This window comes from Streptomyces sp. NPDC017991 (assembly GCF_044328075.1).
Classification (GTDB): Bacteria; Actinomycetota; Actinomycetes; order Streptomycetales; family Streptomycetaceae; genus Streptomyces.
Window position 1 is genome coordinate 86,571 of the sequence record NZ_JBIRGP010000009.1, and the last position, 23,046, is coordinate 109,616.

The following is a 23,046-nucleotide window of genomic DNA, read 5'->3' on the forward strand; positions in this document are numbered from 1 at the left end:
AGCCGCGAGGAACAGCGGGCAGAGGGACTTTGATAGCGAGGACCGTCAAGCCACTACCCCGCCGGTCAGATGCCCAACTACGCCGAGAGCAGCCAAGCTTCCCAAGCTGAAGCCGCTGACATGCCGCCAACGGAGTCAGCGCGGGCAAGTGGGCGTAGCCCTGCCCTCCCTCGCAGTTTTCGCACACCTACCATCGCGCAGTGAGCTACGACATCTACTTCTTGACCCGACGCGACGGGCAGTCCTGGGGCGAGGTACTGGAGGCGATGGAGGACGCAGCCGATGACGGCGAGCCGATTCCCCGCCACCTCCGTGAAGCCTGGCCCTACTGGCATGCGGGGGACGTCGCTGCGGTCGTGCTACGCAGGTCTCCGCCCTCGCGGCCGTCGTCGAGAAGGAGACCGGGCTGACTGCCTAAGACCCCCAGACAGAACGTCCGCTGGTGGAGACGTCACCGGGAGGCTCGACTGAGCTGCGTGGCCGAGTTCCCGTTGGCTTGACCAGGTGTCGAAGCTCCAGGTCAGCGCCCCCAACTCCCGCGGTTCTTCCCTAAATTGATTGTTCAGCCTGCTCACCGAGTCCAGACACGTTGGAACACCTCAGCCGGGATGATCTCCACCGGGTCCTCTTCAGGGTCGATCGCCTGGTCTGTCAGGTAGCCGTGCGTGTCCTCCAGGTGCTCCCCAGCTGTACCGGTGGAGCCGGCCGGCCGGAGTCACCTCGGCTTGCTTGATGACGGTCAACTCCCCGCGGTCGGGGACCGCCTCGAAGTACCACAGGCCGCCGTCCTCATCGGCATGGTGGAAGTGGTGCCGCACGGTGGCGCTCTCATCGAGTGTGCGGAAGTAGGCCACGTGCTCTGCCCTGATGCGCTCCAGGTCAATCACGGAGCCATCGTGCCGGCGGGCGCCTGCGGTCGCACCGTGCTGACATCCACGAGTGCGTCAACGGCGCTGGACGCCAGTGCTCCTCGACGGTCCAGCAAGACCCCGCGCACATGGTGGGCGAGTGGAAGCAAGGGAAGTGCGATCGGCCAACCCCGCCGGGCGCCGTTGCCGGAACAAGATGATGAAGGGCACAGCGCGCTGCCACCTTCATCAAGGCGACCGGACGAAGCGTGGCCAGGCCGAACTGAAAAAGAGGGCGAGCAAGCGTCGCAGGAAGTGACCATCTGGCGCTGCGCGAGCGGCAGCACTGCACTGTTGGCGGCTCGCACCACAAGCGAACCAGGCCGTGCGGAGAACAAGGGGGAATCAAGGGGGGAATCACTGGGAAGTGGTCCGGCTCGACGAGGCCGGGAAGCGGCGGGAGTAACACTCAGGAGTCGTGGGTCAGCAGCGGCTCACGATGATTCGCGGCTCAGGTGCACGAGACCTTGGACGGTGCCCAGGCGGGTGTGCAGGGTGGGCTCCGGGGCAGGTGTGTCGGTGAGCAAGAGGGCCCGGACCGCTGGGTGTTCCGGGCTGTAGAGGTCGTCCTGGCCGTCATCGCCGGGGACGGCGTTCGGCTGGATTTCGATGCGTCCGTAGGCGCCTTGGGCGAGGTGGTAGACGCCCCGGTAGTCACTTTCGCGCTCGGTGAAGACCACATAGAGGTGGCCGGTGACGAGGCGGACCAGTTCACTTGCGGTGTGTGCTGGTGCCGTAGGTGTCGTAGTCGGTCATGGTGGTCTGACCTTATGCCGCGAGCGTCTCGGGACGTTCGAGGAGTTCACCGCGTTCGAAGCGGCGCCGCCCTCATCAGGGCGACGAGGTGGTGTGCGTTGACGGCCCGCCATCGTGCGCGGGCGGACTCGACGAGTTTGAACACCATCGCCAGGGCGACCGCGCGGGAGACGGCAGCACCTTGACGGCCTTGGACCGCGCATGCCTCGCCGGGCAGCATCCCGAAGCAGGTCCGCCCAGGACCCCGCGGTTCCCCGGTAGCTGTCGGCCATGGTGATCGTTCACGCGTGGAGCTCTTACGCTGATCGCATGCCGTCGCCGCTGATCCCAGGCCAGTCCGTCCCCGACCAGGAGGCGTTCGCCGCCTTTCTCGCACAGCTCACCGAGGAGTACCAGCAGAACGGGGGAGAGTGGGAGAACCCGACGCTGGGACAGTTCCTCGAAGCGCTGACGGCCTGGGTACGGTCCGGGCCCGGCTGGTACGAGCGTCATCGGGGGGAGGCGCTGCCGGCCGAGGGTAACTGGACGTACTTCGCACACGCGCTCAGGGCGGCCACGATGTACGAGTGACCGGCAACGCATCGGTCAGGCGTCCGTCATCCGCGACGACAGGGCTTTGGTGCTCAGCCATCGAGCGCGGTGAGCCCGTTTCGAAGTGACCAAGTGCGTCGGTCCGATGCTGAACGGCATCAGCGAGGATCACGGCGGTGCCGGTTACGAGGTCCAGGAGCGGGAGGAGTCGTGCCCGTCCGTACATCGATCAGACCCAGCCTGGCCGAGCACGGCGTCGATGTCCCGGCACTGGCGGCGGGGCGAGGCGTCGGCCGTGCCGAGATCGCGGATGACCGGCGGGACTGGTAGCCGTCCGCGGAGACAGCGGAGGAGGCGCGGATGGTCAGCGGCGTCTGCGGTCCCTGTACCGCCGGGCCGCCCAGCCTCCGATGATCATGAACCCCGCGAGGATCGAACTCCGAAGCCAGCTGTACGGCGGGTCCCGTAGCTGTCCGATGAGCCACATGCACACCGTGAAGATCACCCAGTGACTGATCCACAGCAATCCTTCGAGCCACACGGGCAGTTCGTCGCTCGCGAGGAGGGGAGGGGGCCGTCGGAAACCTCCGTTGCGCTCGTAGTGCGCCAGGCGCCGGCGCTCGAAGCGGCACACGAGCCAGGTGAACAGCCCGGCCACGAGCCCCACAACCGCTGCCTGCAGCATGCGACGCGGATCGTCGAAGCCGGACAGGGCCCAGGCGAACAGCAGTCCTTGCAGGACACCCTGCACCACTCCCGAACCCACCGGATGCCGCGCGATGAACACCTGTACCCGGGGCGGGGGTTCGACCCCGCCGTGGCGCCGGTCGAAACGCAGAAACGCCTGCCGCAGTCTCTCCATCGGCCGTCCCCCCGCCTGTTCGCCTCGCCCGCACACAGCCACGTGCGGGCCGCCTCGGCCTCGGCGTAAGGCTCAAGGTACTGGAGGCGGAACGGGAGTCGGGCCCGATGACGGTGTCGTCCGCGATGCGCCCGCAGGGTGCCCTGCTCGGCGCGGAGGGCGAAGTGCCGCAAAGAGAAGGCGTGTTGGTCGAGCCATGGGTGTCGTCGAGTCATACGATCATGGCTTCGACGCTAGTCCCCGACGGGCCGGTTACGCCTTCCATGGGGCGGTACGGCGGTACCGAGCCAGTCCGTGAGCACCGTGAAATCGTCGTCCACCAGGCCCCTGCCCGGGGTCGACGCGGTCCGATGCCGGGGTCGAGCCGTCCGAGCAGCGGGTTCCCTGGGACGGGGGGAGCAGGTGCGTCAGGAGGCCGTCGAAGCCCGCCGGCCGACGGGCCGAACGGGATGAGTGCTCCGTCGACGTCGAGGAAGAGGACGGGACGCCCAACCTCGCGACGGTCTTTCAAACCTGTTCCTTTCTGATCATGTGGGCCGCTACAGTGACCCAGTTGTCGTGAGGAACGTGAGGTTGCCGTTCCACGTCGGGGAGGCGAACGACAGCCCTTTTCACACTCCTGTCAGCACTCCCGTCAGTACTCACGTCAGCACTCCCGATCAGCACTTTTGGCATCGCGATCTTTCAGTATTCTTGTGGGGGCACATGAAGATTCACAGACGCCGCGTGCTCGCGGCACTGGGCACCGTCGTCGCCGTGGCCGCGGGCATGGCGACCGCCACGCCCGGCGCGGTCGCGGCGGAACCCGTCACCTGGCAGGCCGCCGACGGCAAGCTGACGTTCGTCAACGGCGCCCGTAACGTCATGCAGACGCAGGAACCCGGCAGCACCACCTACACCGACTTCCTCGCCGAGGCCCGCCAGCCGGCCTGGTCGCCCGACGGCAGCCGGGTCGCGTACGTGAAGAGCAACCGGATCGAGACCCGCCGCTACACCGGCTCCACCCTGGTCAAGATCCAGGAGCAGGGCTCGATGAGCAGCGTCGGCCACCCGACGTTCCTGCGCTCGGGCAACACGGTCGTCTACTCCGGCGGTGGTCGCCTCCGTTACGCGCCGTCGGACGGTTCGTACTACGCCCAGCCGCTGTTCTCCACCGCGGAGGACGGCTGCGACCGTCAGCCCAGCGCGTCCGTCAACGGCCTGGTCGCCTTCGTCCGTACCGGCGACACCTGCGGATCGCCGACCGGCTCGGCCATCTGGCTCTGGGAGGACACCACCGGCGGCTTCACGAAGCTGGCCGACTCCGGCACCAACCCCGCGATCTCGCCCGACGGCACCCAGGTCGCCTTCGTACGCGAGGTGGACGGCCTTACCCGGCTCTTCGTTGTCAACACCGACGGCACGGGGGAGCGCCAGCTCACCTCCACCGACGCCGCGTACGCCCCGGCCTGGTCGCCCACCGGCAACCGGATCGTCGTCACCAACGGCACCGACGAGGACGTGGCCATCCCGCGCATGGTGGACGTCGCCACCGGTGAGGTCACCAAGGTGGCGCTGCCGCCGGGTACGTCGTCCGTCCTTGAACCGGCCTGGCAGCCGCTGCGCAGCCAGGGCATGGGCCGGGTCTGGGGCGCCGACTCGTACGCCACGAACATCGCCGCGTCCCGCTGGACCTGGAACACGACCGGCCAGAGCGAGCCCGGCCTGGTCGACGCGAAGACCGCCGTCCTCATCAGCAAGGACAGCCCGTCCTACGCCCTGACCGGGCAGACCCTCGCCGGCCAGAAGCAGGGTCCCCTGCTGATGACGTCGAAGACCTCGGTGTCGGCCGCCGTGCAGACGGAACTGAAGCGCTCGCTGAAGCCCGGTGCCACGGTCTACCTGGTCGGCGGCACGGACATCCTGTCCAGCGCGGTGGCGACCAAGGTCAGCTCGCTCGGCTTCACACCGAAGCGGCTGTCGGGCACCTCGCGCTACTCCACCTCCGTGGCGGTCGCGAAGGCGGTCACCGGCTCCCCGGAGTACGTGTTCATCGCCACCGGCACCGACTACCACTCGGCGATCGCGGCCTCCGCCGCGGCCGGGGCCCTCGGCGCGGGCGGCAAGGGCACGGTCGTCCTCAACGAGGGCAACACGCTCTCGTCGTCGGTGAAGTCGTACCTCAACTCGATCGACCCCGCCCGGACCATGGTCGTCCCGGTCGGCGCCTCGGCGAAGTACGCGCTCACGCACACGTCCTTCTCCAACTGGCCCGACACCTACTCGTACTACCCGATCAGCGGCAGCGGCCACGACGGTACGTCCGCCGAGCTGGCCCGGTTCTGGTGGAGCTCCCCGTTCCAGGTGGGCCTGGCCTGGACGGACAGCTGGCGCGGCGGGGTCTCCGCGAGCACCGGCATGCTCCACTACGGCCCGGTCCTGTGGACCGACGAGACGACCCTGTCGGAGACGAGCGCCACCTACCTGCGTCAGCAGGCGGCCGGCGTCAACTCCGTCATCGCCTTCGGCGGAACCGGATCGGTCTCCGCGGCCGAGCTGACCGCGGCGGGCTCCGCCATCAGCGCGGGCAGCTCGCTGGTGGAGTACCGGCCGTACTACAACGGTGTCACCCCGGCCGCCCAGCAGTCGGCGCGCTCGGCCGCACCCGGCGCCGCGAGCGACACCGCGCGAGGCACGACCGGCACCACGGCCCCGCAGCCGAACCTGGACGCGGTCGCGGTACGCACCACGAACCGGTAGCCGACCGGCACGGTTCACGAGAAACGAACGGCAGAACGAACGGCAGAACGAACGGAAGGGCCCCGCACCTGAAGCGGGGCCCTTCCGCGTTCACACGTCACGCGGCAGACGTGCCAACCGCAGACGGGTCAGCCGCAGACGGGTCAGCCGCAGACATGCCGGCCGTAACGCAACGGCTGAGGCGCAGGCGCCTGCGCCTCAGCCGCACTGACAGGGATTACCGGACTGGCACCCGCATCCGCAGCCCGAGCCGCAGCCGCAGGCGCCGAAGAGCGGCAGGCTCTTGATCTCGACGGGCTGCTGCGTCTCGCGTTCCTGGGTCGGGTCGGGCGTGGTGGGGGAATCGGCCATGGGTCCCTCCTCGAAGGCTTGTGCCTTCTCCCATTGCATTCCCCCGAGGCCGGGCGCATCAACGGCGCACAGAGGCTTTCGCACCCCCGCCCGCACTCGACGCGCCCCCTCGCTGCCGGAGCCCGACCCACGGTCGGAGACTCCCGACCCACGGTCGGAGACTCCCGCCCCCGCTCGTGGACCGTTACGCGCCCTCGACCTGCGGAGCGGCCTGCAGCTCGTCGGCGTGCTCGCCCGTCACCAGGTACACCACACGGTTCGCCACCGACACCGCGTGGTCCGCGAAACGCTCGTAGTAGCGGCCCAGCAGCGTCACGTCCACCGCGGTCTCGATGCCGTGCTTCCAGCGGTCGTCCAGGAGGTGCTGGAAGAGCGTGCGGTGGAGGAGGTCCATCGCGTCGTCGTCCTGCTCCAGCTGAAGGGCGAGGTCGACGTCCTTGGTGACGATGACCTCGGCCGCCTTCGCCATCAGCCGCTGGGCGAGCTGGCCCATCTCCAGGATCGTGGCGTGCAGGTCCTGCGGAATGGCACGCTCCGGGAAGCGCAGCCGCGCCAGCTTCGCCACGTGCTGGGCGAGGTCGCCGGAGCGCTCCAGGTCGGCCGACATACGGAGCGAGGTGACGACGATCCGCAGGTCCGTGGCCACGGGCTGCTGCCGGGCCAGCAGGGTTATCGCCCGTGCCTCAAGGTCGTGCTGGAGATCGTCGACCTTCTGGTCGCCCGCGATCACGCTCTCCGCCAGCTTCAGATCGGAGTCGAGGATCGCCGTCGTGGCGCGACCGATAGCCGATCCGACGAGGCGGGCCATCTCGACCAGGCCCTCGCCGATCGAGTCAAGTTCCTCGTGGTACGCGTCCCGCATCTGGATGTCCCTTTCCTACGTCTGCTTCGGAGGTTCACTGGGGCTCGTGAACCCCACGTTCCCACGCTCCGGCCTGAACGCGTCGGTTTACGTCCCCTCAAATGAACCGTCACCGGCACCCAGGTGAATTCTGGGCGACGCCACCTCTTCCCGAAGGTGGGAGGGGTGCGCGGCCCGACCGTACGAAGTGAACCAGCAGGGTCTCCAGGGTGAACTCTGGGCGACGAGTGTTCGAGTCCACCCTCGGACGGCTGTGACCGGGGCGTACAGCGTGCCTAACCTGGAGCCATGGACGTGAACGCGGCTGTCGCCGCAGCGGCAGCGATCGCCGGTGTACTCACCGGTGTCATCGCCGTGCTGGCGTTCCGCTGGAGTGAGCGGGAACAGAAACGCCCCACCCGCACCTCTCTGCACACCGACCCGGTCCTGCCACCGGGCGTCGACACGGTTCTGTCCGTGCTCCGCTCCTCCGCCGTCGTACTCGACGAGTCCGACGCCGTGGTCAAGGCCAGCTCGGCCGCCTACGCACTCGGTCTCGTGCGCGGCGGGAAACTGGCCGTCGAGCCGATGATCCTGATGGCCCGCGACACCCGCAGGGACGGGGAGATACGCCAGGTCGAACTGGACCTTCCCCGGCGCGGCACCGGCCGGGGCGAGGCACTCGCCGTGTCCGCCCGGGTGGCGCCGCTCGGCTCCCGGCTCGTACTGCTCCTGGTCGAGGACCTCACCGAGGCCCGCCGGATCGAAGCCGTACGACGCGACTTCGTGGCCAATGTCAGCCATGAGCTCAAGACCCCGGTCGGCGCGCTGTCCCTCCTCTCCGAGGCCGTCATGGGCGCCTCGGAGGAACCGGAGGCCGTGGAGCGCTTCGCCGGACGCATGCAGATCGAGGCGACCCGCCTCACCAACCTCGTCCAGGAACTCATCGACCTCTCCCGGGTCCAGAACGACGACCCGCTGGAGGACGCGGAGCCCGTCCGCGTCGACGAGCTGGTCGCCGAGGCGATCGACCGCTGCCGCCACCAGGCCGGCACCAAGCAGATCACCATGGCCGCCGGCGGCACCGCCGACCTGCGCCTCTGGGGCAACCGGGGCCAGCTGGCAGCGGCGCTCGGCAACCTCGTCGAGAACGCCGTCAACTACTCGCCCGCCCGCACCCGGGTCGGCATAGCCGCGCGCCGGGTGACCGCGCCCGGTGGAGACCTCATCGAGATCGCCGTGACCGACCAGGGCATCGGCATCTCCGAGAAGGACAAGGAGCGCGTCTTCGAGCGCTTCTACCGCGTCGACCCGGCCCGTTCCCGCGCCACCGGCGGTACGGGACTCGGGCTCGCGATCGTCAAGCACGTGGCCGCCTCGCACAGCGGGGAGGTCACGGTGTGGAGCTCCGAGGGCCAGGGTTCCACCTTCACCCTGCGGCTGCCGGAGGCGGGCTCCGACCGCGACCGCGCGAGCGGCGACCAGACGCCCGGACTCGACGAAGACGACGAGACCGGTCAGACCGACGGGACGACCACCGTCTCATCCCCGTACGAACCCTTTTCTGCCCCGGAGGTCCACCCGTGACCCGAGTGCTCGTCGTCGAGGACGAGGAGTCCTTCAGCGACGCTCTGTCCTACATGCTCCGCAAAGAGGGTTTCGAGGTCGCCATCGCGGCCACCGGACCCGACGGCCTCGACGAGTTCGAGCGCAATGGCGCCGACCTCGTCCTCCTCGACCTGATGCTGCCCGGCCTGCCGGGCACCGAGGTGTGCCGTCAGCTGCGCAGCCGTTCGAACGTTCCGGTGATCATGGTCACCGCCAAGGACAGTGAGATCGACAAGGTCGTGGGGCTCGAAATAGGAGCCGACGACTATGTGACCAAGCCCTTCTCGTCGCGTGAGCTGGTCGCCCGCATCCGGGCCGTCCTGCGCCGCCGCGGCGAGCCGGAGGAGGTCAGCCCGGCCGCCCTGGAGGCGGGCCCGGTGCGGATGGACGTCGACCGCCACGTGGTCACCGTCTCCGGCTCCAAGGTCGACCTCCCGCTCAAGGAGTTCGACCTCCTGGAGATGCTGCTGCGCAACGCGGGCCGCGTCCTGACGCGTATGCAGCTCATCGACCGGGTGTGGGGCGCCGACTACGTCGGTGACACCAAGACGCTGGACGTCCACGTGAAGCGACTGCGGGCGAAGATCGAGCCGGACCCGGGCGCGCCCCGCTACCTGGTGACGGTCCGCGGCCTCGGCTACAAGTTCGAGCCGTAGACCGCACACGACAGTACGTACTGCGAAGGGCGGGACCCCCGGAAGAGGGGTCCCGCCCTTCGCAGTACGTGTACGGAACCCGCCCGTACGGGAGAACGGTGGCTGTGAGCCGCTCAGTGGCCCGCTGCGGACTCCGAGGCGTCGGTGCTGGCCGACGCCGCGTCGGTGGCCTGCGTGCCCGCCTCGCCCGTCTCCTCGGCCTCGTCCGACGCGGACGCGGACCCGGAGGGCGACGGCGAGCCGGTGGCCGTACCGGACTCGGACGCCGCGTCGGAGGGCTCGGTGCTCGGCGCCGCCGGGGCCGCGCTCGGGCCCCACTCGGCGTAGTAGCCGTGGCCGGGCACGACGAACGCCTCCAGCTTCACGTCGCCGGTCCTGCTGAAGGTGAAGGTGACCGGCTGCGCGTCGCCGTCCGCGAACGCCTCGCGGCTGCTCTCCAGTACGGCGGAGGCGTTGCCCTTGCCGCCGAGGACCAGCGAGCCGCCGGCCGGGACGGTCAGCTTGCCCGAGCCCTTGGCCGGCTTGAGCTCCGCGGCCCGACCGATGCCCTCGACCTTGACGGACTCCAGGGTCTGGGGGGTGTCGCCGCTGTTGAACAGGGTCGCGGAGACCGCGGCGGGGCCCGTCGACTCCAGCTCGGCCTGGGTGATGACGACTGCGCTCTGGATCTTGATCTGGCCGACGGTGACGGCGGCGTTGTCCGGCTTGATCTCCAGCGTCTGGGCCTTGTTGCCGGCACCGCACGCGGCGAGCGAGGCGATCGAGAACGCGATGGCGGCGGCGGCGAGGCTGCCGCGTCGAAGGCTGCTGCTCACGGCGGCGGCAACTCCTAGAACGTGGGCGGAACAGGGCAGCTCATTTGTAAAGCCGCCCTAAGGGTCGGTCAGCGGCCTCAGGTTACCGAGCCGTTCCCGCGCCGCCGCACCCGACCCGCCCCTACGGCTCCCCGACCGCGACCGTACGCCGCTTCTCCATCCCTACGACTCTCACGTCACCCGGTGTACTTGCATGCCGCATGGACTCATCCGCCACACACTCGTCCGTCTTTCACATAAGAACCCTCGGTTAGTGACCGACAAGCCTCCGACGCGGCCTCGCGGATTTCCCGCGGGGAATGCGTGGCGGTCCGGGAAATCGATCTTCGGTTGATCTTCCGGCGATCTCCGGGTCGATCTCCGGCCGATCCGATGCCGATCTCCGCCTCGCGTGATCAATTCCGGATTCGACTCGTACGTGACTCCGTTGACCGAACGGAGTAGCGACAGATGGGCTCCCGGAACCCGACAAATCTGGACGATCAGGCACGCGCGCGGGGATCGGGGGTGTTGTAACGTGCGCGTTTCTCCTCGCGGGGAGAGCCGCTCCGACCTGCGAATACCGTCGTCCGCGACCCCTCCGCAGCACGTTCATGTTGGGATTGTCAAGCCCCGAGATATGCCCTGACCTGCGAAAACGCCATTCAGAACACGCGGTTTCCGTGTTACCCTGGATAGCCACGGAAGGGGTACCTGTCACATGACGTTCAAGGTTGGCGACACCGTGGTCTATCCCCATCACGGGGCCGCGCTGATCGAGGCTATCGAAACTCGCCAGATCAAAGGCGTGGACAAGACCTACTTGGTGCTGAAGGTCGCTCAGGGCGACCTGACAGTGCGTGTGCCAGCGGACAATGCGGAGTTCGTCGGCGTACGTGATGTGGTCGGTCAGGACGGGCTGGACCGGGTCTTCGAGGTACTGCGCGCGCCGTACGCCGAGGAGCCCACTAACTGGTCGCGTCGTTACAAGGCAAATCTTGAGAAGCTCGCCTCCGGCGATGTCATCAAGGTAGCGGAGGTAGTCCGTGACCTGTGGCGTCGTGAGCGCGAGCGTGGACTCTCCGCCGGCGAGAAGCGCATGCTCGCCAAGGCCCGCCAGATCCTGGTGAGCGAGCTCGCCCTCGCGGAGAACACGAACGAGGACAAGGCCGAGGCCCTGCTCGACGAGGTCCTCGCGTCCTGACGCCCGTCACGCTCTGATCGCTTTCTGACCAGAGGCGAAACGAGCGGTTCGGCGCAATGCAATGCCGTGGTGCCCGATGACGTATTCACTGTCGCCGGGCGCTGCGGCATGTTCATACCCGGGCCTGATTTCACCCGGAGCATCTCCATACCGGGAAACCGTGCGCACGCACCGTGCAGACCATGCACTCGGACGGCCCTCGAACATTCAGGGATCCGATACTCGGAGTGCCGGGCCCGGACAGCTGGCTCGACCATCTTCACGGAAGGGTCCGGTCAAAGCGTCGCGCCCGGCACTCCCCCAGCCCGTCGGCCGGGGTACGCCCAGGCCATACCCACGTCGGCCGAGCATACAAACCTGACAGGAACCGATGTCTGACGATTCGCGCCCCACGCCTCCCGGGGCCCGTACGGCGGCCGTGATTCCGGCCGCAGGCCGGGGTGTACGCCTCGGCCCGGGCGCTCCCAAAGCGCTTCGCGCGCTGAACGGCACCCCCATGCTGATCCACGCGGTCCGGGCCATGGCCGCGTCGCGTGCCGTCTCCCTCGTCGTCGTCGTGGCGCCGCCCGACGGGGCCGCGGAGGTCAAGACGCTGCTCGACTCGCACGCGCTGCCCGAGCGGACCGAATTCCACGTCGTACCCGGGGGCGAGAGCCGCCAGGAGTCCGTGCGGCTCGGGCTCGAAGCGCTGCCCCCCGGCATCGACATCGTGCTCGTGCACGACGCGGCCCGTCCGCTCGTACCCGTCGACACGGTCGACGGCGTCATCGAGGCGGTACGCGACGGGGCCCCCGCCGTCGTACCCGCGCTGCCGCTCACGGACACCGTCAAGCAGGTCGAGCCCGCGGAGACGGCCGGGGAGCCCGAGCCCGTGGTCGCCACCCCGGACCGGGCGAGGCTGCGCGCCGTCCAGACGCCGCAGGGCTTCGACCGCGACACCCTCGTACGGGCCCACGAGACGGTCACGGACGACGTCACCGACGACGCGAGCATGGTCGAGCAGCTCGGACTGCGGGTCGTGGTCGTGCCCGGCCACGAGGAGGCGTTCAAGGTGACGCGCCCGCTGGATCTGATCCTCGCGGAGGCGGTTCTGACGCGGCGGAGGCTGAACGATGGCTTCTGAGACATCGCCGGTGCCGCCGGTGCCCGCGGCGCCCCTGCTGCCGCAGGTCGGGATCGGTACCGACATCCACGCCTTCGAGGAGGGCCGTGAACTGTGGTGCGCCGGCCTGCTGTGGGAGGGCGAGGGGCCCGGTCTCGCGGGCCACTCCGACGCGGACGTCGTCGCCCACGCCGCGTGCAACGCGCTGTTCTCCGCGGCGGGGCTCGGCGATCTGGGCCGGCACTTCGGTACGGGGCGGCCCGAGTGGTCCGGGGCGTCCGGAGTGACGCTGCTGACGGAGGCGGCGCGGATCGTGCGGGCGGCGGGGTTCACGATCGGCAATGTCGCCGTGCAGGTGGTCGGGCCCCGGCCGAAGATCGGCAAGCGTCGGGACGAGGCGCAGAAGATCCTCTCCGAGGCGGTGGGGGCGCCGGTTTCGGTGTCCGGCGCCACGACGGACGGGCTCGGCTTCGCCGGTCGCGACGAGGGTCTTATGGCGGTGGCCACGGCGTTGGTGGCACGGGTGGGCTGACCCTCTCGCCCCTTTGTCCTCGAACGCCGGACGGGCTGCATGTGTTTCAGCCCGTCCGGCGTTCGAGGACCGGGGGTTCGGGGGCGGAGCCCCCGAGGCGTCACCGCCGGGCCGCGGATGTCACGAATACGTGTCCCATACGGGACAAGGGTCGCGGGGCACTGCCCCCCGCCCACTACCCTGGTGGGGTGACTATTCGCCTGTACGACACCAGCGCCCGGCAGATTCGCGACTTCACCCCGATCACGCCGGGTTGTGTCTCGATCTACCTGTGTGGCGCCACGGTGCAGGCGGCCCCGCACATCGGCCACATCCGGTCGGGCCTCGACTTCGACATCATGCGCCGCTGGTTCGAGTACCGCGGCTACGACGTCACGTTCGTCCGCAACGTGACGGACATCGACGACAAGATCATCTGGAAGTCCGCGGAGCAGAACAGGCCCTGGTGGGCCATCGGCTACGAGAACGAGCGCGCCTTCAACGACGGCTACACGGCACTCGGCTGCCTCCCGCCGACGTACGAGCCGCGTGCCACCGGCCACATCACCGAGATGGTCGAGATGATGCGCGGGCTCATCGAGCGCGGTCACGCGTACGAGGCCGACGGGAACGTCTACTTCGACGTACGGTCCCTGCCCGGCTACCTCTCCCTGTCCAACCAGGACCTCGACGAGCTGCGCCAGCCCGCCGGGGACGGCGAGACCGGCAAGCGGGACCCGCGGGACTTCGCCATGTGGAAGGCGGTCAAGCCGGGAGAGCCCTCCTGGGAGACGCCCTGGGGGCGCGGCCGGCCCGGCTGGCACCTGGAGTGCAGTGCCATGGCGCACAAGTACCTGGGCTCCGCCTTCGACATCCACGGCGGCGGCATCGACCTGATCTTCCCGCACCACGAGAACGAGATCGCCCAGGCCGTCGGCTTCGGCGACGAGTTCGCGCACTACTGGGTGCACAACTCGTGGGTGACCATGAGCGGCGAGAAGATGTCCAAGTCGCTCGGCAACAGCGTGCTCGTCAGCGAGATGGTCAAGGCATGGCGGCCCATCGTGCTGCGCTACTACCTGGGCACCCCGCACTACCGCTCCACCATCGAGTACAGCGAAGAGGCACTGCGCGAGGCCGAGTCGGCGTTCGCGCGGATCGAGGGCTTCGTGCAGCGCGTGGTGGAGAAGGCCGGGGGAGCGGTCGAGCCCGCGGCCGAGGTGCCGCCGGCGTTCGCCGAGGCGATGGACGACGACCTGGGCGTGCCCGGGGCCCTCGCCGTCGTGCACACCACGGTCCGCCAGGGGAACTCCGCGCTGGCCGCCGACGACAAGGAAGCGGCCGTCGCCCGGCTCGCCGAGGTCAGGGCCATGCTCGCGGTCCTCGGCCTCGACCCGCTCGACCCGCACTGGGCCGGCGAGAGCGACCGCGGCGAGGACCTCCACGGAGTCGTCGACACGCTCGTACGGCTGGTGCTGCAGCAGCGCGAGTCCGCCCGCGTCCGCAAGGACTGGGCCACCGCCGACGCCATCCGAGACCAGCTCAACCAGTCCGGTCTCGTCATCGAGGACGGCCCCCAGGGCCCGCGCTGGACCCTCGGCCCGCGCTGACCATTTCTTGATCGATTGTGCCGTCCGGGTGTCCGGGCGGCACACTTCATGTACGTACGTCTTTTCGCAGGCGTGTTCTCGGCACGCACAGCGGAGATGTACGCCCGTACGTCCGCCCGTAGATCACACCCGTACACCCGTACGCGTTCACACAGACAGGTAGGTCATGGCCGCTAACAACCGCCGCATGTCCGGCAAGAAGGGCGCGCAGGTCGGCAGTGGCGGCCAGCGACGCCGGGGCCTCGAAGGCAAGGGCCCCACCCCGCCCGCCGAAGCGCGCAAGGGACACAAGAAGAACCGCATCGCCGGCGCCAAGGCCAAGCAGCTCGTGCGCAAGCCCTCGCCGCGCGGCGGCCGGGGCGGCAAGGGCACGTCCGAGATGGTCGTCGGCCGCAACTCCGTCGTCGAGGCGCTGCGCGAGGGCGTACCCGCGACGATGCTGTACGTCCAGCAGTTCATCGACAACGACGAGCGGGTGCGCGAGGCGCTGCAGCTCGCCGCGGACCGTGGCGGCATCCACCTCATGGAGGCCCCGCGTCCCGAGCTGGACCGCATGACCAACGGGCTCAACCACCAGGGCCTCGTCCTCCAGGTCCCGCCGTACGAGTACGCGCACCCGGAGGACCTCGCGGCCGCCGCGTACGACCAGGGCGTGGACCCGCTGATCGTCGCCCTCGACGGGGTGACGGACCCGCGCAACCTCGGTGCCGTCGTCCGGTCCGTCTCCGCGTTCGGCGGCCACGGCGTGGTCGTGCCCGAGCGCCGTGCGGCGGGTATGACCGCCGGTGCGTGGAAGACGTCCGCCGGCGCCGCCGCTCGTACGCCGGTCGCCCGTGCGTCCAATCTGACGCGGGCCCTGGAGGCGTACAAGAAGGCCGGGCTCGTCGTGGTCGGTCTCGCGGCGGACGGCGAGGCGGAGGTCGGTGACCTGGAGGCCCTCGGCGGGCCCGTCGTCATCGTCGTCGGCAGCGAGGGGAAGGGGCTGTCCCGACTGGTGGGGGAGACCTGTGACTTCCGCGTACGGATTCCCATGCCGGGCGGTACGGAGTCGCTGAACGCGGGTGTGGCCGCGGGAGTTGTGCTGTACGAGGCTTCGCGGAAGCGGGCGTAGTCCGGGATTGGCCGACGCCGGGTCGTACTTCGTCTGCGGGCGCGTGGGGGCTGGTCGCGCAGTTCCCCGCGCCCCTGACGGGGCCCGGGTTGATCTTGACGGGGTCCGGACAGATCCGGGCGGTCAAAGCAGTGTCCTAAACACACGTCACTCGGTTAGATGAGTGTGGACACCAGAACACCCCGCACACCCACGGGGGACCGCTCGTTGGGATTCGACGACGCTCCCGCGCTGAGCATGGTGAAGGTGCCGAGCGATCCGGCGCAGGTCATCGTCAATCATGCGAGCTTCCGCGTGCAGCTGAACACCGCGCCGCGGGCCCAGGCCCCGCGTGCCGCGCGGAACGTGAGCTCGGGCGGCGGCACCGCGCGCACCCCCGTCGTCGGAACAGCCGCAGGTACCCGCCGTCGCGCGCCCGTCGTCTGGAGCGGGAAGTCCGCCCCCGACGACACGGGCGCCACCCGGCTGTTGCAGGCCGTGCGGAGCACGAGCCTTCGGCACGGCGCCGAGGAACCGGTGGGCGAGGGCGGCGCGACCCAGGTCATCCCGCGCGTCGACGGCGAAGGACCCTCCGGGTTCGACGTCGACGCGACCGTCGAGACCCCGACCGTTCGCGGCCCCGAGACCCGCCTCCTGCCGCAACAGCTGCGCAGCGCGGGCAGCGCCTACGAGGAGCTCGACGAACCCCCGTACGCGGAGGGCGACTTCGAGGACGACTCCTACGAGGACGACGACTACCGGGACGAGGACGACGGGGCGCTCAAGCGGCACGGAGCCGCCCCCGTCCGGCACGGCTACTACCCCGGCCGCCGGATGAACCTCGGCGTCGTCCTGCTCCCGATGCGCGTCTTCCTCGGCTTCATCTCCATCTACGCCGGCATGGGCAAGCTCTGCGACCCCGTCTACTTCGACGGCGGTAAGCGCGGCTCCATGGTCAAGTGGCTCAACTCGCTGCACCCCTGGGAACTCGCCGAGCCCCTGCGCGAGTTCGCGCTCCAGCACCCCGTCGGCGCCGGACTCCTCATCGCCTTCTTCCAGGTGATCGTCGGCGTCCTCACCGTCCTCGGTCTGTGGCAGCGGGTCGCGGCGGTCGTCGGCGCGCTGCTGTCGGCGGCCCTGCTGCTCACCGTGAGCTGGAAGTCCGTTCCCGCCTACGACGCACCCGACATCATCTTCCTGGCCGCCTGGTCGCCGCTGATCATCGCGGGCGCCCCCGTCTACTCCATCGACGGCCGCCTCGCGGGCGAGGCCTGGCGCACACTCGGGCCGCGTACCGAGATCTGGGAGCTGCGCCGGCGCGTACTGCGGCGCGGGGCGCTCGTCGCGGCCATCGTCGTCGGACTCACGCTGCTCATCGGGTCGATGCTCGGCGGCGCCGTCCGCGACTCCGACCGCGTGGTCGTCCCCGGTCCCGGCGAGGCCCCGCGCAACGAACTGCCCGGCTCGGCGCTCCCGGCGGAACCCGGCGCGCGCCGCGACAAGCAGAGCCCGTCGGCGTCGGCGGACTCGCCCACCCGGGGCGCGACCTCGGCGAGCCCGTCGGGCGCCGCGACCTCGCCCGGCGCTACGGCCCGCGAGACGGCCGGCGCCACCGCGGGCCAGCCCAGCCAGACGCAGGGCTCGAACCAGGCCCCGCCGCAGCAGTCGGCGCCCCCGCAGGCGCCCGCCACCACCGTGGGACCGTCCTCCTCGGGCGGCGGCGGCACCACGGGCGGCGGTACGGGCACGGGCGGCGGCACCGGTTCCGGAGGCGGTACGGGCGGCGACACGGGCGGCTCCGGAGGGTCCGGCGGCAAGTCTGGGCTCGTGGGCGGCCTGCTCGGCTGAGGAGCGCTTACGACGCCGATGGGCCCCGCACCAGTCTGGTGCGGGGCCCATCGGTTACCTGCTGGTCGTTTCGCTTGTGTCTGCGGGCCGGTGGGGGTGGGCCGCGCAGTTCCCCGCGCCCCTGAAGGGGCAAAAGCCGGGGCGCAGCCCCGCTTTTGAGGGGCGCGGGGAACTGCGCGATCGGCCCCCACCGGCCCGCAGACAGGTCACAGCCCCGGGGTGTTTCAGAACGCGCTCAACGGCCCAGCGCCGCCAGCTCCTTGGCCGCCTCCGTGAGGTCCTTCGCGGTGTCGATGGCACGCCAGTAGGCACCCTGCGGGATCGGATACCCGGCCAGGCGGCGCTCGCGGGCCAACCGCGGGAACGTGGAGCGCTCGTGGTCACCGAGCGCCGGAAGCAGGTCGGCGAACTCGGGGGAGAACACGTACACACCCGCGTTGATGCCGTGCGCGGTCGGCGGGGCCTCGATGAAGTCCGTGATGTGGCCGAAGTCGTCGGTCTGGACGGCACCCCACGGAAGGCGGGGGCGGGCCAGCGCGAGGGTCGCCACGGCGTCGCGCTCGGTGTGGAAGTCCGCCATCTCCCGCAGCGAGAAACGGGTCCAGATGTCACCGTTCGTCGCGTACCAGGGGCGGTCGGGGTGGGGCAGGTGCTTGGCGGCGTACTTGAGGCCGCCACCACGGCCCAGGGGCTCCGACTCGACCACGGTGGTCACGGAGACGGGCAGATCCGTCGACTCCAGCCACTCCTGGAGGACCTCGGCGAGATGACCGCAGGAGACGACGACGTCGGTGACGCCCTCCTCGGCGAGCCAGGTCAGTTGATGGCCGATGATCGGGGTCCCGGTGCCGGGGATCTCGACCATCGGCTTGGGGCGGTCGTCGGTGTAGGGACGCAGCCTTGAGCCCTGGCCGCCGGCCAGGACGACGGCTTGAACGGGGCGCGACGCTGCGTTCGGATCGGTCATGCCCGAACTTTACGTCGCGCTCCGCGGGATGGGCCGTCGGGGTTTGCGCGGGGTGCGCGGAGCCCGGGCTCAGGTGTGCTGGGCTGCTACGCCCGTGGCGAAGGACGTGTCGCAGACCGGGCGGGCGAACGACTGGGCGCGGACCGGGCCGTACGCGCGGACCGCCGCGCGGCCCAGGGCGCGGGCGATGGAGGCGCAGTGCCTGCCGAGGGACGGGCGGCCGTTCACGGCCTCCTGGAGATGGGTGAGGGCGACCCCCGGGCTCTTCTCCTGGAGTTCCAGCAGGAGCTTGTCGCGCAGCACGTCGTGCGGGGCGCGGGAGGGTGCGCGCCGGGAGACGTTCTCGGCGGAGGCGGCGAGAGCGGATGTCGAGGATTCGTTTCCCGACCAGTTGACCCGGGTGACCGCGAGCGTGCCGGAGAGCACCAGGACGACGGGCAGAACGAGGGCGAGGGTACGGCCGATCCGGCGGGCCGGACCGCGGCCGTGTCGGGTCGGTCGGCCGGAGGGGCCGTGGCCGTGTCGCGTCGAGTGGTTAGTGGAGTGCTTCACGCGAGTGAGGGTAGCGCGGGGTGATGATTTGGCGACATTTAGTAATCAGTTCGGGGGACCGGGAAGCGACCGTTTTCGAGTTTGATGTTGACGAACAGATGTCGAAATGACCGGTCTGCCGGGGTATTTGTCGACAACGAAGAAGGCCCCGCGATGGTCTGCGGGGCCTTCTTCGTCAACCTGGGTGAATTCTCCGGGATCCGCCCGGCCGGTGGGGCAGGTTGCGCGATCAGTCGGTGAGGCGCTCACCGGTGGAGGTCGAGAACACGTGGGTCTCGCCCGCGCGCGGCACGACGTGCAGTGTCGCGCCCTTCTCCGGCACCGCGCGGCCGCTGACGCGGACGACCAGGTCCTTGAGCTCGTCGCCGAGCTTGGCGCTGCCGTAGACGTAACCGTCGGCGCCGAGCTCCTCGACGACGTTCACGGTGACGGCGAGACCGGCCGGGGCGTCCGCGGTCTCCTTCGACAGGCTCGCCGCGGCGCCGCCGCCCTGCTCGACGATGTCGAAGTGCTCGGGACGGACGCCGACCGTGACCGTGCGGTCACCCTTGTCGGAGGCGGTCTTGAGGGCGTCGCGGTCGACGGGCACCACGCTGTTGCCGAACTTCACGCCGCCGTCGGTGATCGGGACCTCGACGAGGTTCATCGCGGGGGAGCCGATGAAGCCGGCGACGAAGAGGTTCTTCGGGCGGTCGTACATGTTGCGCGGCGAGTCGACCTGCTGGAGCAGACCGTCCTTGAGGACCGCCACGCGGTCGCCCATCGTCATGGCCTCGACCTGGTCGTGGGTCACGTACACCGTGGTGATGCCGAGGCGGCGCTGCAGCGACGCGATCTGCGTACGGGTCGAGACGCGGAGCTTGGCGTCGAGGTTCGACAGCGGCTCGTCCATGAGGAACACCTGGGGCTCACGCACGATGGCGCGGCCCATGGCGACACGCTGGCGCTGACCGCCGGAGAGCGCCTTCGGCTTGCGGGCCAGGTACTCGGTGAGGTCGAGGATCTTCGCCGCGTCCTCGACCTTCTGGCGGATCTCGGCCTTGTTGACGCCGGCGATCTTGAGCGCGAAGCCCATGTTGTCCGCGACGGTCATGTGCGGGTACAGCGCGTAGTTCTGGAACACCATGGCGATGTCCCGGTCCTTGGGCGGCAGGTGCGTGACGTCGCGGTCACCGATGTGGATCGAACCGCCGTTGACGTCCTCAAGACCTGCGAGCATGCGCAGGGAGGTGGACTTTCCGCAGCCGGAGGGACCGACGAGGACGAGGAACTCGCCGTCCGCGACGTCGAGCTCAAGCTGGTCGACGGCGGGCTTGTCGCCACCCGGGTAGATGCGGGTCGCCTTGTTGAACGAGACAGTGGCCATGGTGAGGGGCCCCCTTCACCGGCAGGAACGTGCCGGACGATCCGTTGTAAAGGTGGTGTACCGCTACGGAATGATCCGTAGTGGTGTAGTCCACACGAGCGGACTGGTTCAGGACGCTACCTGGGGTTCACCGCCCTGTCAGTAGGCAGGAGGGTGTGAACTTCGACGAAATTTTCGACGATGGGGCAGAGCCACGCACTTTTGACCTTGCCGAGGCTTCCCGCTTCATAGCCCGCTGCCGACGGACAACGGGCTACCCCGCCGTCACGCACGGTCTTACACAGGCTCCACGGGCATTCCGGCCGACGGCCCATCGGTCCGTACTGCACACTGACCCGATTACGCGGCCAGCAAACACTTTTCCAACTCCGAAGCCTTGATCACGGTCGGAGGCTTCCGGTCGGGCGGTAGTGCGGATGCCACCAGCCGATACAGACGCATCCCCTCATCCCGCAGATTCACCGCCGCGTTCACGTCCCGGTCGTGCACCACACCGCACTCGGCACACGCCCACTCCCGAACCGACACGTCAAGCTTCGGACCCTTCACATGACACGCCGAGCATCTTCGGGTGGAGGGGAAGAAACGGTCCACGACCACCAGCGTCCGGCCGTACCACTCACATTTGTAACGCAGCTGCCGCAACAGCTCACCCCACCCGGCATCGATGATCGCCCGACTCAACGCGGCCTTGCGCCGACGGCCCTTCCCGCGAGCCGGACGCAACAGGGTCACGATGGACAGGTCCTCCACCACGAGCACTTGGTTCTCGCGCACGAGGCGGGTCGTGAACTGGTCCAGCGTGTCCCTGCGTACATCGCCGACGAGCGCATAGAGGCGCGCGATCTTCCGCCTGACCTTCTCCCAATTCTTCGATCCCCTCACCTTCTTGTGCAACTCCCGCTGCAACCGCGCCAATTTCTCCGCGTACCGCTTCAACAGCCGCGGATGATCCAACTTCGTACCGTCATCGAGCGTCACCAACGACGCCAGACCCAAGTCCAGCCCCACCGCCCTCGGCTCCCGCGAACCTGGCAGGAAGACAGCAGGCAACACCGCCACCCGCTCTTCCACGAGCACGGACACGAAGTGCCGACCAGCCCGGTCCCGCATCACCGACAACCGCACCGGAACCGCCCTCGCAGGAAGCGCCCGGGACCAGCGAACGTCCAGCGGCTCCGACTGCTTGGCCAGCGTGATCAGGCCCGTCCCCGGCCGCTCAGGATCCTCAACCCATCTGAACCCCGTACGCACATACGTCGCCGCATCCTGCGACCGCTGCTTCTTCCTCCGTTTCGGATACTTCGCCACCCCCTTGAAGAACCGCGTGAACCCCTGATCGAGATGCCGCAGGGCCTGCTGCAGCACCGTCGAAGACACCTCCTTGAGCCACGCCCTCTCCTCGGCCCGCTTCCAACCCGTCAACGCCCGACACGTCTCCGCGAACCCCACCCTCACCCGGTGCTGCTCCCAGGCTCCCGACCGCAGGGCCAGCCCCTCGTTGTATACCCATCGGCAAGCACCGAACGTCCTGCCCAACTGCTCGGCCTGTGCCTCGGTCGGGTAGAAGCGGAACCGGTAGACGCGATGGTGGGTGCCCGTCTCCTTGGCATGGCTCTTCAGGGGAGTCGCCGTGCGGCCCGCGTGCTTGCGGCGCCTTTCGATGCCGAGTTCCTCGCGCTTGATGCGCTCGGCCCGGACACCCTTCACCGCCTTCGGCTTCTCTGCCGACTCCTCCATGAGCCCCCTCGCAGTCCGATCTTCGGAACAGCACGTCAGTCCGTTCAACGAACGGGTGCGCGGGTGGTTACGCATGGCTTTCGAGGTCCGCTGCCGGGGGCAACTTCGTGGATCAGGACGAGGGAGGCTGTGTACAGTGGAGACGCCTTCGCGTACGGCGTTGTTGTGCGCGGTGCCCCCTTAGCTCAGTCCGGCCCAGAGCGGCTGTCTTGTAAACAGCAGGTCGTCGGTTCGAATCCGACAGGGGGCTCCGGCGAAGGCCAGGTCACGTAGTCCGTGACCTGGCCTTTTGCATTGCTGGGGCAGCGCACGTTGCATGACAAGAACGCCACGAAGACAGCTTGCGTGACCGATGTGTGGCCTTGTCCTTCGGGTTGCTCGTGCCCGCCTTCGCGGCTTTGTGGGCGGCCTTACGCGGCTTCGGCTTCACTTGGAACGGCTGGGACATCGACCTGTGCAACGGGCGACAGCGCGGCCCACGCAAGGACCTCGACCAGGTGTTCGGCCAGGAGCCCGACGTGGGGATCAGGCTGGACAAGCGCGGTCGCCTGTCCGTAGGCGGTGCGCTCTGCGGCCCATTCGTGGTCGAGGCCGGTGAAGTCGTCGTCGATCCAGATGACGGGCACGTCGCTGAGCCACGTGTCGACGTGGTCGCGTTTCCACAGGTACCCGTTGGGGTGGCTGGCGGTGATCTGCGGGCGTGGGAGGTCGACGTATGGCAGGGGTGGGAGGCCGAGGAGCGGTCCGATCAGGGTGGTGGCGTCTTGGCGCCAGCTGGTGCACCAGACGGGGGTGACCAGGCCGGTCCGGATCACCTGCATGAGCAAGTGGCCATGCGCAGGGTTGAGCCAGATGGTGACCGGGTCGTCGGCGCTCCGGTCTGTGGGGACGACATCGTGCCGGTTGTGGCTTGCCGGACTGGCACCGTCAGTGTCCGGGAAAGGTATGAGGACGCCGTCGACGTCGAGGAGCAGGTAGGGCGGGCGCATCGGTTTCTCCCAGGAGAGCCG

The 23,046-nt window shown here is 69.2% G+C and carries 20 protein-coding genes, 1 tRNA gene and 2 pseudogenes; 11 read left to right on the forward strand and 12 right to left on the reverse strand.

The window, feature by feature from the left end; translation table 11 throughout:
• Positions 1-1,342 precede the first annotated feature (1,342 nt).
• A complete protein-coding gene (locus ACH4DZ_RS25755; RefSeq protein ID WP_398289681.1) occupies positions 1,343-1,588 on the reverse strand; it encodes a hypothetical protein in 246 nt (81 codons plus the stop codon).
• 88 nt (positions 1,589-1,676) lie between these two features.
• Positions 1,677-1,833 (reverse strand): annotated as a pseudogene (locus ACH4DZ_RS25760) (IS256 family transposase); the annotation flags it as partial.
• Positions 1,834-1,973: 140 nt separating this feature from the next.
• Between ACH4DZ_RS25760 and ACH4DZ_RS25765 the strand changes: the two are divergent.
• Complete coding sequence (locus ACH4DZ_RS25765; RefSeq protein WP_398289682.1) at positions 1,974-2,234, forward strand: hypothetical protein; 261 nt, start codon at positions 1,974-1,976, stop codon at positions 2,232-2,234.
• 325 nt (positions 2,235-2,559) lie between these two features.
• On the opposite strand, the gene ACH4DZ_RS25770 is transcribed toward ACH4DZ_RS25765, so the two are convergent.
• Both ACH4DZ_RS25770 and ACH4DZ_RS25775 read right to left on the reverse strand, forming a co-directional pair.
• Positions 2,560-3,057 (reverse strand): hypothetical protein, encoded by a 498-nt coding sequence (locus tag ACH4DZ_RS25770; protein WP_398290024.1) that lies wholly within the window; start codon positions 3,055-3,057, stop codon positions 2,560-2,562.
• Positions 3,058-3,086: 29 nt separating this feature from the next.
• A pseudogene (locus ACH4DZ_RS25775) lies at positions 3,087-3,233 on the reverse strand (ATP-binding protein); the annotation flags it as partial.
• 529 nt (positions 3,234-3,762) lie between these two features.
• Here ACH4DZ_RS25775 and ACH4DZ_RS25780 point away from each other — a divergent pair.
• Positions 3,763-5,796 (forward strand): cell wall-binding repeat-containing protein, encoded by a 2,034-nt coding sequence (locus ACH4DZ_RS25780; protein ID WP_398289683.1) that lies wholly within the window; start codon positions 3,763-3,765, stop codon positions 5,794-5,796.
• A 198-nt stretch (positions 5,797-5,994) separates the two neighbouring features.
• Here the strand turns inward: ACH4DZ_RS25780 and ACH4DZ_RS25785 are convergent, their stop codons facing one another.
• Complete coding sequence (locus ACH4DZ_RS25785) at positions 5,995-6,147, reverse strand: hypothetical protein (protein ID WP_188113919.1); 153 nt, start codon at positions 6,145-6,147, stop codon at positions 5,995-5,997.
• Between the two features lie 184 nt (positions 6,148-6,331).
• Positions 6,332-7,009: a phosphate signaling complex protein PhoU gene (gene phoU / locus ACH4DZ_RS25790; RefSeq protein ID WP_398289684.1), complete on the reverse strand. Its 678-nt coding sequence runs from the start codon at positions 7,007-7,009 to the stop codon at positions 6,332-6,334.
• A gap of 288 nt (positions 7,010-7,297) precedes the next feature.
• Here phoU and ACH4DZ_RS25795 point away from each other — a divergent pair, with 288 nt between their 5' ends.
• Both ACH4DZ_RS25795 and ACH4DZ_RS25800 read left to right on the forward strand, forming a co-directional pair.
• Positions 7,298-8,575, forward strand: coding sequence for a sensor histidine kinase (locus ACH4DZ_RS25795; RefSeq protein WP_398289685.1), 1,278 nt, complete (start codon positions 7,298-7,300; stop codon positions 8,573-8,575).
• Positions 8,572-9,252 carry a response regulator transcription factor gene (locus ACH4DZ_RS25800; protein WP_307538050.1) on the forward strand — a complete coding sequence of 227 codons (681 nt, stop codon included), beginning with the start codon at positions 8,572-8,574 and terminating at the stop codon, positions 9,250-9,252. Before ACH4DZ_RS25795 ends, ACH4DZ_RS25800 begins: the two co-directional genes overlap by 4 nt.
• Positions 9,253-9,365: 113 nt before the next feature.
• Here ACH4DZ_RS25800 and ACH4DZ_RS25805 read toward each other — a convergent pair whose 3' ends face one another.
• Positions 9,366-10,067, reverse strand: a complete 702-nt coding sequence (locus tag ACH4DZ_RS25805) for a copper chaperone PCu(A)C (protein WP_398289686.1) — start codon at positions 10,065-10,067, stop codon at positions 9,366-9,368.
• A 700-nt stretch (positions 10,068-10,767) separates the two neighbouring features.
• Here ACH4DZ_RS25805 and ACH4DZ_RS25810 point away from each other — a divergent pair.
• The 6 genes from ACH4DZ_RS25810 to ACH4DZ_RS25835 all read left to right on the forward strand — a co-directional run bounded on the left by ACH4DZ_RS25810 (position 10,768) and on the right by ACH4DZ_RS25835 (position 17,411).
• Positions 10,768-11,250: a CarD family transcriptional regulator gene (locus tag ACH4DZ_RS25810; protein WP_003953493.1), complete on the forward strand. Its 483-nt coding sequence runs from the start codon at positions 10,768-10,770 to the stop codon at positions 11,248-11,250.
• A gap of 370 nt (positions 11,251-11,620) precedes the next feature.
• Positions 11,621-12,373 (forward strand): 2-C-methyl-D-erythritol 4-phosphate cytidylyltransferase, encoded by a 753-nt coding sequence (gene ispD / locus ACH4DZ_RS25815; RefSeq protein WP_398289687.1) that lies wholly within the window; start codon positions 11,621-11,623, stop codon positions 12,371-12,373.
• Positions 12,363-12,884 carry a 2-C-methyl-D-erythritol 2,4-cyclodiphosphate synthase gene (gene ispF, locus ACH4DZ_RS25820; protein WP_398289688.1) on the forward strand — a complete coding sequence of 174 codons (522 nt, stop codon included), beginning with the start codon at positions 12,363-12,365 and terminating at the stop codon, positions 12,882-12,884. The genes ispD and ispF overlap by 11 nt, the downstream gene beginning before the upstream one ends.
• 188 nt (positions 12,885-13,072) lie before the next feature.
• Positions 13,073-14,473 carry a cysteine--tRNA ligase gene (cysS, locus tag ACH4DZ_RS25825; RefSeq protein WP_398289689.1) on the forward strand — a complete coding sequence of 467 codons (1,401 nt, stop codon included), beginning with the start codon at positions 13,073-13,075 and terminating at the stop codon, positions 14,471-14,473.
• Between the two features lie 166 nt (positions 14,474-14,639).
• The gene (rlmB, locus tag ACH4DZ_RS25830) at positions 14,640-15,584 is read left to right on the forward strand and encodes a 23S rRNA (guanosine(2251)-2'-O)-methyltransferase RlmB (RefSeq protein ID WP_398289690.1); all 945 of its coding nucleotides are present in this window, start codon (positions 14,640-14,642) and stop codon (positions 15,582-15,584) included.
• 159 nt (positions 15,585-15,743) lie between these two features.
• Positions 15,744-17,411, forward strand: coding sequence for a DoxX family membrane protein (locus ACH4DZ_RS25835; RefSeq protein WP_398289692.1), 1,668 nt, complete (start codon positions 15,744-15,746; stop codon positions 17,409-17,411).
• Between the two features lie 235 nt (positions 17,412-17,646).
• Here ACH4DZ_RS25835 and ACH4DZ_RS25840 read toward each other — a convergent pair whose 3' ends face one another.
• The 4 genes from ACH4DZ_RS25840 to ACH4DZ_RS25855 form a co-directional block, all read right to left on the reverse strand.
• Entirely contained in the window at positions 17,647-18,378 is a 732-nt protein-coding gene (locus tag ACH4DZ_RS25840; RefSeq protein WP_398289693.1) for an NDP-sugar synthase, read from the reverse strand.
• A 69-nt stretch (positions 18,379-18,447) separates the two neighbouring features.
• Entirely contained in the window at positions 18,448-18,930 is a 483-nt protein-coding gene (locus tag ACH4DZ_RS25845; RefSeq protein WP_398289694.1) for a hypothetical protein, read from the reverse strand.
• Between the two features lie 229 nt (positions 18,931-19,159).
• Positions 19,160-20,296 carry an ABC transporter ATP-binding protein gene (locus tag ACH4DZ_RS25850; protein ID WP_398289695.1) on the reverse strand — a complete coding sequence of 379 codons (1,137 nt, stop codon included), beginning with the start codon at positions 20,294-20,296 and terminating at the stop codon, positions 19,160-19,162.
• Between the two features lie 339 nt (positions 20,297-20,635).
• Positions 20,636-22,036 (reverse strand): RNA-guided endonuclease InsQ/TnpB family protein, encoded by a 1,401-nt coding sequence (locus tag ACH4DZ_RS25855; RefSeq protein ID WP_398289696.1) that lies wholly within the window; start codon positions 22,034-22,036, stop codon positions 20,636-20,638.
• 174 nt (positions 22,037-22,210) lie between these two features.
• Between ACH4DZ_RS25855 and ACH4DZ_RS25860 the strand changes: the two genes are divergently transcribed.
• Positions 22,211-22,286: transfer RNA gene (locus tag ACH4DZ_RS25860), tRNA-Thr, on the forward strand.
• Positions 22,287-22,446: 160 nt separating this feature from the next.
• Here ACH4DZ_RS25860 and ACH4DZ_RS25865 read toward each other — a convergent pair.
• Positions 22,447-23,025 (reverse strand): HAD domain-containing protein, encoded by a 579-nt coding sequence (locus ACH4DZ_RS25865; protein WP_398289697.1) that lies wholly within the window; start codon positions 23,023-23,025, stop codon positions 22,447-22,449.
• Positions 23,026-23,046 lie beyond the last annotated feature (21 nt).

What these genes read in the sequence shown, in the direction of transcription:
- ACH4DZ_RS25780 (WP_398289683.1), top strand. Translation starts at nt 3,763, where the DNA reads ATGAAGATTCACAGACGCCGCGTGCTCGCGGCACTGGGCACCGTCGTC.
- ACH4DZ_RS25850 (WP_398289695.1), bottom strand. Translation starts at nt 20,296, where the DNA reads ATGGCCACTGTCTCGTTCAACAAGGCGACCCGCATCTACCCGGGTGGC.
- ACH4DZ_RS25785 (WP_188113919.1), bottom strand. Translation starts at nt 6,147, where the DNA reads ATGGCCGATTCCCCCACCACGCCCGACCCGACCCAGGAACGCGAGACG.
- ACH4DZ_RS25855 (WP_398289696.1), bottom strand. Translation starts at nt 22,036, where the DNA reads ATGGAGGAGTCGGCAGAGAAGCCGAAGGCGGTGAAGGGTGTCCGGGCC.
- ACH4DZ_RS25835 (WP_398289692.1), top strand. Translation starts at nt 15,744, where the DNA reads ATGAGTGTGGACACCAGAACACCCCGCACACCCACGGGGGACCGCTCG.
- ACH4DZ_RS25795 (WP_398289685.1), top strand. Translation starts at nt 7,298, where the DNA reads ATGGACGTGAACGCGGCTGTCGCCGCAGCGGCAGCGATCGCCGGTGTA.
- ACH4DZ_RS25770 (WP_398290024.1), bottom strand. Translation starts at nt 3,057, where the DNA reads ATGGAGAGACTGCGGCAGGCGTTTCTGCGTTTCGACCGGCGCCACGGC.
- ACH4DZ_RS25810 (WP_003953493.1), top strand. Translation starts at nt 10,768, where the DNA reads ATGACGTTCAAGGTTGGCGACACCGTGGTCTATCCCCATCACGGGGCC.
- rlmB (WP_398289690.1), top strand. Translation starts at nt 14,640, where the DNA reads ATGGCCGCTAACAACCGCCGCATGTCCGGCAAGAAGGGCGCGCAGGTC.
- ispF (WP_398289688.1), top strand. Translation starts at nt 12,363, where the DNA reads ATGGCTTCTGAGACATCGCCGGTGCCGCCGGTGCCCGCGGCGCCCCTG.
- ACH4DZ_RS25865 (WP_398289697.1), bottom strand. Translation starts at nt 23,025, where the DNA reads ATGCGCCCGCCCTACCTGCTCCTCGACGTCGACGGCGTCCTCATACCT.
- ACH4DZ_RS25765 (WP_398289682.1), top strand. Translation starts at nt 1,974, where the DNA reads ATGCCGTCGCCGCTGATCCCAGGCCAGTCCGTCCCCGACCAGGAGGCG.
- phoU (WP_398289684.1), bottom strand. Translation starts at nt 7,009, where the DNA reads ATGCGGGACGCGTACCACGAGGAACTTGACTCGATCGGCGAGGGCCTG.
- ispD (WP_398289687.1), top strand. Translation starts at nt 11,621, where the DNA reads ATGTCTGACGATTCGCGCCCCACGCCTCCCGGGGCCCGTACGGCGGCC.
- ACH4DZ_RS25840 (WP_398289693.1), bottom strand. Translation starts at nt 18,378, where the DNA reads ATGACCGATCCGAACGCAGCGTCGCGCCCCGTTCAAGCCGTCGTCCTG.